The organism is Deltaproteobacteria bacterium RBG_16_64_85, from assembly GCA_001798885.1.
GTDB lineage: Bacteria > Desulfobacterota > Deferrimicrobia > Deferrimicrobiales > Deferrimicrobiaceae > FEB-35.
Genome location: MGQW01000001.1, coordinates 21,065 through 32,046, shown reverse-complemented (window position 1 = coordinate 32,046; position 10,982 = coordinate 21,065). Strand labels below are relative to the sequence as shown.

10 protein-coding genes are annotated in these 10,982 nt (G+C 66.2%); 9 read left to right on the top strand and 1 reads right to left on the bottom strand.

Annotation, left to right across the window (positions count from 1 at the left end; translation table 11 throughout):
* Window positions 1-434 precede the first annotated feature (434 nt).
* Window positions 435-1,040, bottom strand: a complete 606-nt coding sequence (locus A2Z13_10310; protein OGP81525.1) for a hypothetical protein — start codon at window positions 1,038-1,040, stop codon at window positions 435-437.
* 61 nt (window positions 1,041-1,101) lie between these two features.
* Between A2Z13_10310 and A2Z13_10305 the strand changes: the two genes are divergently transcribed.
* From A2Z13_10305 to A2Z13_10265, 9 genes are all read left to right on the top strand, one after another.
* Complete coding sequence (locus tag A2Z13_10305; GenBank protein OGP81524.1) at window positions 1,102-2,091, top strand: hypothetical protein; 990 nt, start codon at window positions 1,102-1,104, stop codon at window positions 2,089-2,091.
* Between the two features lie 163 nt (window positions 2,092-2,254).
* On the top strand, window positions 2,255-2,833 hold the full coding sequence (locus tag A2Z13_10300; protein OGP81523.1) for a hypothetical protein: 579 nt from the start codon (window positions 2,255-2,257) through the stop codon (window positions 2,831-2,833).
* Window positions 2,834-2,854: 21 nt separating this feature from the next.
* Window positions 2,855-4,552: a hypothetical protein gene (locus A2Z13_10295; protein ID OGP81522.1), complete on the top strand. Its 1,698-nt coding sequence runs from the start codon at window positions 2,855-2,857 to the stop codon at window positions 4,550-4,552.
* A 12-nt stretch (window positions 4,553-4,564) separates the two neighbouring features.
* On the top strand, window positions 4,565-5,776 hold the full coding sequence (locus tag A2Z13_10290; protein ID OGP81521.1) for a hypothetical protein: 1,212 nt from the start codon (window positions 4,565-4,567) through the stop codon (window positions 5,774-5,776).
* A gap of 4 nt (window positions 5,777-5,780) precedes the next feature.
* Window positions 5,781-6,560, top strand: a complete 780-nt coding sequence (locus A2Z13_10285; protein ID OGP81520.1) for a hypothetical protein — start codon at window positions 5,781-5,783, stop codon at window positions 6,558-6,560.
* A 27-nt stretch (window positions 6,561-6,587) separates the two neighbouring features.
* Window positions 6,588-8,156 (top strand): hypothetical protein, encoded by a 1,569-nt coding sequence (locus tag A2Z13_10280; protein ID OGP81519.1) that lies wholly within the window; start codon window positions 6,588-6,590, stop codon window positions 8,154-8,156.
* On the top strand, window positions 8,140-8,739 hold the full coding sequence (locus tag A2Z13_10275) for a hypothetical protein (GenBank protein OGP81518.1): 600 nt from the start codon (window positions 8,140-8,142) through the stop codon (window positions 8,737-8,739). The genes A2Z13_10280 and A2Z13_10275 overlap by 17 nt, the downstream gene beginning before the upstream one ends.
* Window positions 8,736-9,281, top strand: a complete 546-nt coding sequence (locus A2Z13_10270; protein OGP81517.1) for a hypothetical protein — start codon at window positions 8,736-8,738, stop codon at window positions 9,279-9,281. Before A2Z13_10275 ends, A2Z13_10270 begins: the two co-directional genes overlap by 4 nt.
* 2 nt (window positions 9,282-9,283) lie before the next feature.
* On the top strand, window positions 9,284-10,981 hold the full coding sequence (locus A2Z13_10265; protein ID OGP81516.1) for a hypothetical protein: 1,698 nt from the start codon (window positions 9,284-9,286) through the stop codon (window positions 10,979-10,981).
* The last annotated feature ends 1 nt before the right edge of the window (window position 10,982 follow it).

Here is a 10,982-nt window from a genome sequence, read left to right as displayed (position 1 = left end):
GTGGGGGCACGTTTGCTGGACGAAGCCGGGGAGCGAGAACCCAACCGATAGAGTTTATAAGGAGGGTTCGAGCTCCGAGGCAAGCGCCGAGCGAGTAGCGAGGAAAAGGCGCCCAAGAGGTCGCCGGCAGCTTGCCGAGGCGGACCGCTCCGGATAGGAGCGGCGTGGCGGATCGCAAGCGAGTCCGCATGAGCCTCGGCGATCACGCCATCGGCCGTTGCGGCCGCCTCGCCCGCTTTTGCCCTCCGCAAGGTCGGGCTCTTCCTCCTGTTCGTCGGCGCGGGCTCGGGGTTCGAGCCCGAATGGCGAGATACGTAATGCCTGGGACGCCCTGAGGGTTCGAACCCCCCTGAGGCGCAGCGACTTCCGTGCGGGCTGCATGTGAACATCGCCGGGTGCGGCGGAGGGAACGCAGCCGATTGCGGCTGCATGGATCAGGAGCGAGCGAGGAAGCCCTTCGCCAGGAGGTAAAGCTCGAACGACTCCTTGCGGGTCGCGGGCGGGCGGATCCGGCGGACCTTTTCGAACTCCGCCTGCAGCTCCTTGAACACCCTGTCGGCTTCCGGCCCCTCGAAGATCTTGGCGAGGAGCGAGCCGCCCTCTTTCAGCGTGTTCCGCGCGAGGGAGAAGACGACCCGCACGAGGTCGGCGGAGCGGGCCTGGTCGGTGAACGCGATCCCCATTGTGTTCGGGGCTGCGTCGGAGACGACGACGTCCGCCTTTCGCCCGAAGAACTCCAGGATCCTTCCGGGCAGGGAGGGGAGGGAGAGATCGTCCTGGAAGAAGCGGAAATTTTCACCGGGCAGCGGTTCCATCGGCAGGATGTCAACGGCGGCGACTTTCCCCTTCTTCCCCACGAGCGGAAGCAGCACCTGGCTCCAGCCCCCGGGGGCTGCGCCCGCGTCGATGACGAAGTCTCCGGGGCGCACCATCCTCCCCGCCTGGACGATCTGTGTGAGCTTGTAGGCAGACCGCGACCGGTACCCTTCCTTCTTGGCCTGCAGGTAATAACGGTCCTTCCGCCGGTACATGTTTCCCATGCTATCGGAACCCCGGCGTGGTTGACAGCGGGAAACCCCCTACGATAGATTCATTCTGCCCATGTTGGGAAAACCGGTCGACATCGACGGCGTTTTCGGCTATCTGCGAGACGATCTGCGCAAGGTGGAACGGGCGCTCGTTTCCAACCTGAAATCCCCCGTTCCCCTCATCCCCGTCGTGGGGAAGCACATCACTCTCTCCGGCGGCAAGCGGTTCCGTCCCGCCGTCCTGCTCCTGTCGGCGGAGGCGTGCGGATACACCGGCCCGCGCCGGACCGTCCTGGCGGTCGTGACCGAGTACATGCACACGGCGACGCTTCTGCACGACGACGTGGTCGACTTGGGAAGCGTGCGCCGCGGGCGGCCGTCCGCCAATATCCTCTTCGGCAATTCCGTGAGCATCCTGGTCGGCGACTTCCTCTTTGCCCGCGCCTCCCAGCTGATGACCGAGGACGGCGACATCGACGTCCTGCGCATCTACGCCCGCACGCTCGTCTCCCTCTCCGAAGGGGAGGTCCTCCAATTGACGAAGTCCGGCGACCCGGGGATCTCGGAGAAGGATTACCTCCGCGTCGTCTTCAACAAGACCGCGTCGCTGATCGCCGCCGCGAGCGAAACGGGCGCGGTGCTGGCCGGGACGGGCGAGACCCTGCGCGGCCGGATGTTCGAATTCGGAAAGTCGGTCGGGATCGCCTTCCAGCTCATGGACGATATCCTGGACTACACCGGAACCGAGAAGGAATTGGGGAAACCCCCGCGCCAGGACCTGAGGGAGGGAAAGGTCACTCTTCCGCTCCTCCATGCGCTCCGGGAGGCAGGTTCCGGGGAACGCGGGGAGGTTGCTGCGCTCCTCGCCCGGAAGAAGCGTTCCGAGCGGGACATCGCGTTCCTCGCGCGGCTTGTCCAACGCCGTGGAGGGATCGAGTACACGGCGAGCACGGCCAGGTCGTACGTGAGCCGGGGGAAGGAGATTCTCTCCGCGCTTCCCGATTCGAAGGCACGCGCCGCCCTCCTGTTGCTTTCGGATTACATCGTTCTGCGATCCCACTGAGATCCCTCCAAGCGAAAAAAGCCGTTCCATTTCCCGGTAAACACGCGTGGAGTTTATGAAAATATGCTTGACATATAAATAGAATATGATTATGCATAATTAATGTATATCTCGAATATTCTGTGTTTAATTTAGACGACATGCGACAAAGAAGGAGGGGAGGATGACGGGAAGACGAAGGCAAGATGGTTTCACCCTGATCGAGGTCGTTGTCGTCGTTGCGGTGATCGCCATCCTGGCGGCGATTCTGACCCCCTTTATCACGAAGTACATCTCGGACGCGCAGACCGCCCGGGCGAAGAACGAGGCGCAGGTGATCGCCGCGGCGGTGACCAACGCCTATAAAGACCTGGGCCGCTGGCCGAACCGGAACACCGCCGTGGCGAATTACGGCGGGCTCTTCACCGGCCCGGCGGCGGGAACTCCCGCCCTCGCCTTCTTCGGAACCGCCACCGGCTGGGCCGCTCCCGGCGCCACCTGGAACCAGCTCGACACCCACCTGGTCAACAACGGGCATACCTACCCCGCGACCGGCGACAACAAGTGGGCCGGCCCGTACTCCGCCCAGCTCCCCGTCGACCCCTGGGGCAGGCCGTACGTGATCAACGCGGCGGACTTCACGGCAGCGGCGACCATCCCCGTGTGGGTCCTCTCCGCGGGGCCGAACGGGATCGTCGAGACCAGCATCAACGCCGCAACGACCGTGACGGGTGGAGACGACGTTGGGGTCCGCATCCGGTAGGGCGGTATTCCGTAGCGGGAGATGACGCAGCCGAGGACCGACGCTCCGCCCAAGGCCCCCACGAAGCGGAAGCTTCTGGGGGAAAGGCTCATCGAGTCCGGGCTGGTCACGCCCGACCAGCTTGACCTCGCGCTTCGGGAGCAGAAGAGGACCGGGGACCGGATCGGGGAAATCCTCGTCAACCTGGGGTTCGTCACCCAGGAGCTGATCTCCTCGGTGCTGGCCTCGGAGGCCGGGGTCACCTTCGTCCATCTGGAAAACTACCTGATCGAGCCCGCCGCGCTCAAGCACGTAAGCGAGACGGCAGCCCGGCGGCACAAGATCATCCCCATCCTGCTCGAGCCCCCGCGCTTGACCATCGCCATGGCGAACGTCTTCGACGTCCTGGCGATCGACGAAGTCCAGCGGGCGACGGGGCTCATCGTGGACGTGGTCTCCGCCACGGAGTCGAGCGTCCTCCAATCGATCGACCGGTATTACGCGGGGGGGATCTCCCTTGAGGAGATCATCCAGAAATCGGTCCGGCAGGTGGAAGCCGGACGCGTCTCGGAGACCGATCTCGCCGCCGGCGCGCCGATCGTCCGGCTGGTCGAGCAGCTCTTCCTCACGGCCGTGCAGGAGGGGGCGACCGACATCCATTTCGAGCCGGAGGAGCGGATCCTCCGGGCGCGCTTCCGGATCGACGGGAAGCTTCGACCCGGCCCTTCTCTCCCGAAAGCGCTGCAGCCCGCGGTGACCGCCCGCATCAAGATCATCTCGGGGATGAACATCGCGGAGACCCGCCTGCCGCAGGACGGCAAGATCAATTTCTTCGTGGGGAAGCGGAAAGTGGACATGCGCGTCTCGACCCTCCCCACCGTCTTCGGCGAGAACATGGTCCTTCGCGTCCTCGACCGGGCGAGGCTGGTGGTCGGGCTCGAATCGCTGGGGTTCGACGAGCAGACCCTGGCCCGTTTCCTTCGGGCGGTCGAGAGCCGGCACGGAATCCTCCTTGTCTGCGGGCCCACCGGATCCGGAAAAACCACGACGCTGTATTCCGCCCTCTCCTACATCAATGCGCTCGACCGCAGCATCATCACCCTCGAAGACCCGGTGGAGTACGAGCTTCCGATCATCCGCCAGTGCCAGATCAACGTGAAGGCGGGCCTGACGTTCTCGTCGGGCCTCCGGGCGATCCTGCGGCACGACCCGGACGTCATCCTCGTGGGCGAGATGCGCGACGCCGAGACGGTGGAGCTGGCGATCCGCTCCGCGCTGACCGGCCACCTCGTGTTCTCCACCCTGCACACGAACGACGCGGCGGGGGCCATCCCGCGGCTCATCAACATGGGGCAGGAGCCGTTCCTCGTGGCCTCGTCGATCCGCGCGGTCGTCGGCCAGGCGCTCCTCCGGACGAACTGCACGCATTGCAAGGTGACCTACACCCCTCCGGCGGAGACGCTCGAGCGCGCGGGCCTGCCCCCCGAGTCGGCCGGCGGGACCTTCATCAAGGGGGAGGGGTGCGAGCGCTGCGGGGGGACCGGCTTCCGCGGGCGGGTGGGCGCCTTCGAGATCATGGAGGTCACTCCAACGATCACCCGCCTCGTGATGGAGCGGGCGAACAGCCAGGACCTGCTCGCCGCGGCGCGCGCGGAGGGGATGACGGTCATGCGGGAAGACGCCGTCGCCAAGGCGATGCGGGGATTGACCACGCTGGAAGAAGCGGTGCGGACGACCTAACAAGGAGAAACGGTGCCGCGGTACGAGTACAACGCGATCGACGATTACGGGAAAAAGGCCCGGGGGACGCTGTTCGCGGCGGACGAGAAGGGACTGCGCACCGCGCTTACGGGGATGGGGCTTCACCTGCTCAACGCCCGTGAACGGTCGCCGGGGGGCGGTCTTCCCCTCTTCCGGAAGGGAATCAAGCGGGCCGACCTCATCCAGTTCACGTTTCACCTGAAGACCCTGATCGCGGCCGGCGTTTCCATCGTCGCCGCCCTGGGCGACCTCGCCGACCAGACCGAGCATCCCGGATTTCGCGACGTGATCCAGGACATCCGCAGAAACCTCCAGTCGGGGGCGGGGCTATCCGACTCCTTCGCGCTCCACCCCGCGATGTTCCCCGAGATCTACGTCAGCATCGTACGCGCCGGCGAGACGACAGGCAACCTCGAGAGCGCCCTCGCGGACCTCGTGCGGTTCCTCACGTGGCAGGAAGAGCTGTCCCGGACGATCAAGCAGGCGACCTACTATCCGATCACCGTGGTGAGCGCCGTCGCGGGGCTGATCTTCGTCCTGTTCGCCTTCGTCTTCCCGCGGTTCATCACGATCTTCAAGGCGGCGCAGGTGGAGCTTCCCCTCCCCACACGGATCGTGATCGCGGTGAGCGAGTTCTTCCGGGACTACGGGCTGTACCTCCTCGCGGGCATCGCCCTGTGCGTCCTCCTGCTTTACCTCTACCGGCGCACCGAGAGGGGGCGGCTCGAGGTGGACGGCTGGAAGCTCCGGATTCCCGTCCTGGGGAAGCTGATCCGCGCCATCGAGATCAGCCAGTTCAGCCACTACCTCGCCTCCCTTTTCCGGTCGGGCGTGGAGATGACCCAATCCCTTTGGGTGGTGGAGAGGCTCATCGGGAACCGGGTCATCGCCTCGGTAATCCGCGACGCGCGCGAGGAGCTCATCGCCGGGGGCGCCCTCTCGGCGGCCCTCCGCAGGTCGGGGGAGTTTCCGCCGATGGTCCTGCGCATGGTCTCCGCCGGGGAGACGAGCGGGAACCTGGACGAGACGCTGGAGAACGTGTCGAACTATTATGACCAGGAGATCCCCCAGGTGGTCAAGAAAACGTTCGCGATCCTCGAGCCGGTCATCATCCTGGTCCTGGCCACGGTCGTCCTGGGGGCCGCCCTCTCCTTTTTCCTGGCCCTCTACAAGATGGTCGGCGTCATGGGAGGAGGGAAGTGAGGCGATGAGGCGGGGGGGGTTCACCCTGATCGAGGTGATCATCGCCATCGCCATCCTCTCGATCCTGGCGTCGATGGCGGTCCCGTACGCGGCCAAGCTGATCGACAAATCGCGGGAGGAGAGCACGCGCAAGGAGATGGAGGAGCTTTACAACACCATCCTGGGGGATCCCAAGGTCCCGACCGGCGGAACCGTGGGGGACATGGGGAGGCTGCCGAACAGCATCACGGAGCTCAACGTGCAGGGGGCACAGCCCCTGGGAAGCACGGGACTGCTGGGAGTGAAGTTCGGGTGGTTCGGGCCGTACGTGAACACCGGGTTCGACCCGCAGGGCTATCTGAACGACGCGTGGGGGACGCCCTACGCATACGGCAACCCCGGGGCGGGCCAGATCCGAAGCGCCGGGCCGGACCGGGTCATGGGAAACGCGGACGACCTGATCTATCCTCCCAACGCCGTGACCTTCACGGGCCGGCTGCTCGTCAACCTTTACGTGTGGGACAACACCGCGGGGCAGTATCGCCAGAACCCGACGCCCGCCCAGGTTACGGGGATGGGAGTGACGTACTTTTACTCCAACAACGGGAACCAGACCAGCGTGTCGATCACGGTCCCGCCCACCGGGGTCGGGCCCCCGTATTCGTTCAACGGCTACCACGCGGGGCTGCACGCGGTGACGGGGACCTGCCAGCTCGTCGGGAGCCCGGCGGCGGCGACCGGGCAGGCGGTGGTGTATGTGCCGGGCAACAACCAGCAGGCGCAGCTGGGCCTGTACCTGAGATGACGCATGACGCTTAGCACAAAGGGAAGGATGCTGGCCGTGGAGATCTCCCCCCGGGTGATCCGGGTGGCGGAGATCGTCCCGAACACCTCCCCCGTGCAGGTTACCCACGCCGCCGGGATGGAGCGGCCTGGCGGGGAGCCGGCCGCCGTGGGGCAGGTCCTGCGGAGATTCCTCGCCGAGCGCGGGATTACGGCAAATCGGGCGCTGGTCAGCTATTCCGGTCCGGTGATCGAGCACCGGATCTATTCGACGCCCCCCGTGGGCAGCGAGTCGCGCGAGGAGCTGCTGCGGGGGAAAGTCGCCCAGGAAATCTCCACGCCGGTCGCGGAACTGCGGGTCTCCGGCGAGGTCGTCGGGAAGGTGATGGAGGGCGGGGTGGAGCGCCACGAGGTGCTCACGGTCTTCACCCCCGAGTTCGAAATCCGGCGCCTTACCTTCCTCCTGATCGAAGCGGGGATTTCTCCGGCGCGGGTGGCCTCCGTGCCGCTGGCGCTCACGGCGCTCCATCCCGAGGACCAGAAAGAGGTCCTCGCGGGATTTCTCCATTCCGAACCGGGACGCGGCATCATCAGCGTCTCGGATGGGGGAAAGCTGCGGTTCGCCCGCGAGTTCACGCTCGAGATGCCGGCCCGCGCCGCGACGGCCCCCGATTTTCTTGACTACAAGACCCTGGACCTGGGCGGAGCGACGCCGGCGCCGGAGGCGTCAGGCCCCTCCGACGAAGAGGCGCTGGCGGAGCGCATGGTGACGGAGCTGACCCGTTCCCTCCTCTACTTCCGGCAGCTGTCCCGGGGAGGAGCCATCTCGCGGCTCTACTGGAGCGGGGAAAAACCCTCTCCCGCGGTGACGCGCCTCATCGGGGAGCGCTTGAAGCTGGAGATCTCGCCGCATCCCGCCGTTGCCGCGGCGGTCTTCGGACCGGAGCTGTCAGGGGACCCGGCGGAGTTCGCCGTCCCCATCGGGCTGGCGGTCGCGGGCCAGGTGCCGGACCAGGTCAACCTCCTGCCGGAAGGGTATCTCCGCCGGAAGAAGCGCCGGGGGATCCTCGCGGCGGTGGTCGTCGTTGCCGCGGCGTTCCTGATCGCGAACATCGGCCTCTACCTAGGGCTGAACAACGCGGCGAATCGCTACCGGGAGGTGCTCGCCGGGGCCGCCGAGGTTTCGCACCGCAGCGTCGGCATGCAGGAAGGGTTTACACGCTGGTTCTCCCTGCGCAAATCGGTGTCGGAGGCCTCCGCCGAGGAGCGGGCCCTGCAGACTTCCTTCACGCGGTGGAAAGCCTTTTTTGCCTCTTTGGGAGCACCGGTCCCGGCGGAGATGGCGTTTACGAGCCTGACGGTCGACCAGACAGGGGCCGTTTATCGCGGAGAGCTTCGGGGGAAGGCCCGCGGGAAAAATGCGGCAGAGGGGCAGGAGAAGGTCAATGGATTTCTTGCCGCGGTCCGCAGGCAGGGGTTGGCCGCCGAGGCGCAGTACGCCCCGGTTGAGGTTCGGCCGCTTCGCGCGGAGGAAGGCGCCGGGTACGAGCAGGAGTTTCTGTTGACGTTCCGCCTGCCGTCGGATGGCAAGGAGACAACCGGTGAAAGAACGCCTTAAGAAAGGAGGGGTGCTTCCCCTCCTCGGTGTGCTGGCGGCCCTCTCCGCCGTCTCCTACTTCCTGGTCTTTGCGCCGAAGATTCGGGAAGTCCAACGGCTCCGGGAGGAGGTTGAGGTCAGGCAGACCGAGATGGGCGCCGTAATCCGGCTCTGGGGGAGGATGGCCCGCACCGGCGGCGAGGAAAGCCGGCACTGGGAAGAGCAGGTGATGGCGTGGCGCGAGAGGGTGCCCGAGACCCCGGAGACGGACGGGCTCATGGCGGAAATCGTCCGGCAGGTGGTCCTCCACAACCTGATGGGGTTCCGGCTGACCATCTCCACGGACGCAAAAGCCGGGAGGAGCGGCACGGTGGAAGGGCCCGGCGCTTTCACGGAGGGTGCGGTGCAGGAGAAGAACAAGTTCGCGGAGGAACTCCGGCTACGCCTCTCCTTCTTCTCCACGTATCGGGACATGGCCGAGTTCGTCGACGGCATGCCGAGGATGAAACGGCTGCTGTCGATACGGTCGGTCGCCGTCAGGGAAAAGGACGGGGAGATGGAGACGACGCTGGAGCTCTCGGCGTTCTACCGGAAGGCGAAATGAAGAAGACGGTGCGGGAATGGATGCAGGACCGGCGGTTGGCGGCTGCGCTGGCGGCGCTGGCCGTGCTCCTTGTCATCTACCGGTTTACTCCCGGGAGCGCCGGGAAGCCCCCGGTAGTCTCCCCTCCCCCTGCACCGGGAACCGGCCAGCCGCAGGGCATCCCCGCGCCGGCCCAGCCCCCGGCCGAGGCCGGAACGCCGGCTCCTCAGGCCCGTCCGGCGGGGGAGATCGCGTGGTCGTGGGGGAGGAACCCGTTCCTTCCCCAGTGGAGGGAGAGGGGCGCCGGTGGGATCGCGGCCGTCGCCGAGAGCCAGGCGGGGGCGGAAGGCCTGTCAGGACTGCGGGGGACGGTGATCTCGGGGAATTCGGGGATCGCCATCTTCGGCACCCGCATTGTGCCGCTCGGAGAAACGATCGGGGAGTGGACGGTGGAACGGGTGGACCCCTACGGCGTCTCGTTGCGCAAGGGGAAGGAGGTCCGCGTGGTGGAGCTTTTCAAGCCCGCGCCTACGGGCGGCAAGGGCAGAGGAGGAGACCGGTGAGAATGCTGCTCGCGCTGCGGGGCAGGCTGCCGTTCGGGATGTTCGTTGTGGCCTGCGTCGGGTTCTGCATGGCGGGATGGGGGTGCGCGAAGCGCGAGGTGGTCCGGAAGGAACCGCCGCCAAAGGTGTCGGCGACGCGGGAGGCTCCTGCCCCTTCACGGGTCGATTCGCTTCGAGGTGCAGGCCGCTCCGGTAAGCCTCTCCCGGATGCGCCCCTGGAGGCGGCGGAGGGGGCGAAACAGTCCCCCGAGGAGTTCCGCAAGGCGGCTCGCCGGTACACCCTGGTGATGGCGGGAGCCGATGCGAGGGAACTGTTCCTCTCCCTGGCGAAGGAGAACGACTTCAACCTCGTCCTCTCCCCGGAAGTCTCCGGCGCGGTGACCATGGACATCAAGGAGGCCACCGCCCCCGAGATCATGGAGGAGGTGTGCGGGCTCCTGGGCTGTCGCGTGGAATTCTCGGGGAAAACGGTCCGCGTCCTTCCCGAGAAGCGCACGACGCGGATCTTCCGGTTGGATTACCTGCTGACGACCCGGGCCGGCTCGGGATCCCTCACCGCCTCCACCTCCACGGGGGGCGGCGGCACGTCCACCACCGGCGGCACCGCCTCGCCCGGCGGGTCCACGGGGGGCGGCGGCGGGGAGAGCGAAAGCCGCAACACGATCAACACGGACGAGAAGTTCGACCTCTGGACGGGGATCCAGGATGAAGTGCAGTCGCTCCTTTCGGGCGGAGACGCCAAAGCGGTGGTGAACCGAGCGGCCGGGACGCTGGCGGTGACCGATTATCCTGCGAACCTCGACCGGGTCGGCGATTACCTGAAGGTGCTCGAGTCACGCATGCGGAACGGCGTGATGATCGAGACGAAAATCCTCGAAGTCACCCTCGACGACGAGACGCAATACGGAATCAACTGGACCGCGCTGCCCGACCTGTCGTCGCTGTCCCTCCGGGGAAACCTCGCGGGCGGCGCCACCGCGATCCAGAGCCTCTCCGCCGGGACCACCTCCTTCCAGATCGGGGTTGCCGGCGGGAAGTTCAACGCGGTCATCGACGCTCTTGCCCAGCAGGGGCAGATCAACGTGCTCTCCGCCCCGAAGGTGTCGACGCTGAATAACCAGAAGGCGATCATCCGGATCGGCAGGCAGGACGTCTTCTTCCGGGCGGTGGTCACGCCCGCGACGACGACCTCTGCGGCCTTCGTGACCTTTACGCCCGACACGATCACGGTGGGGATCATCCTGAGCGTGACGCCGCAGATCGGGCGGGACGGGAAGATCATGCTCGCCATCCATCCCTCCATTACCGAGAAGGTGGGCTCGGCTGCGGCCCCCGACGGGAACACCGCGCCGATCGTCGACGTCCGGGAAACGAACACGATGGTGACCGTCCCGGATGGAGAGACCGTATTCATCGGAGGACTGATGCAGGAGCGGACGCAGGAAATCATAAAGAGCGTACCCCTGTTGGGAGACATCCCGTTCCTGGGCGCCCTTTTCCGGAACACGGACCAGAAGAAGAAAAAGACGGAGCTCGTCATCCTCATTACGCCGAGGATCCTTTCGGAAAGCAACGCGGCGGAATTTGCGAGCGAGGAGGAGAAGAGGCTGTATCGCTCCGATCGGGGATACCACGTGGGAGGAAAGCCATGGATATACGGCACCGAGGGGGAGCTCAAAGGGCTTGCGCCCTGGGACTGAC

Excerpts from the sequence above, each read along its gene's own strand:
- A2Z13_10265 (OGP81516.1), top strand. The coding sequence starts at position 9,284 with ATGCTGCTCGCGCTGCGGGGCAGGCTGCCGTTCGGGATGTTCGTTGTG.
- A2Z13_10270 (OGP81517.1), top strand. The coding sequence starts at position 8,736 with ATGAAGAAGACGGTGCGGGAATGGATGCAGGACCGGCGGTTGGCGGCT.
- A2Z13_10310 (OGP81525.1), bottom strand. The coding sequence starts at position 1,040 with ATGGGAAACATGTACCGGCGGAAGGACCGTTATTACCTGCAGGCCAAG.
- A2Z13_10300 (OGP81523.1), top strand. The coding sequence starts at position 2,255 with ATGACGGGAAGACGAAGGCAAGATGGTTTCACCCTGATCGAGGTCGTT.
- A2Z13_10280 (OGP81519.1), top strand. The coding sequence starts at position 6,588 with ATGCTGGCCGTGGAGATCTCCCCCCGGGTGATCCGGGTGGCGGAGATC.
- A2Z13_10285 (OGP81520.1), top strand. The coding sequence starts at position 5,781 with ATGAGGCGGGGGGGGTTCACCCTGATCGAGGTGATCATCGCCATCGCC.
- A2Z13_10295 (OGP81522.1), top strand. The coding sequence starts at position 2,855 with ATGACGCAGCCGAGGACCGACGCTCCGCCCAAGGCCCCCACGAAGCGG.
- A2Z13_10305 (OGP81524.1), top strand. The coding sequence starts at position 1,102 with ATGTTGGGAAAACCGGTCGACATCGACGGCGTTTTCGGCTATCTGCGA.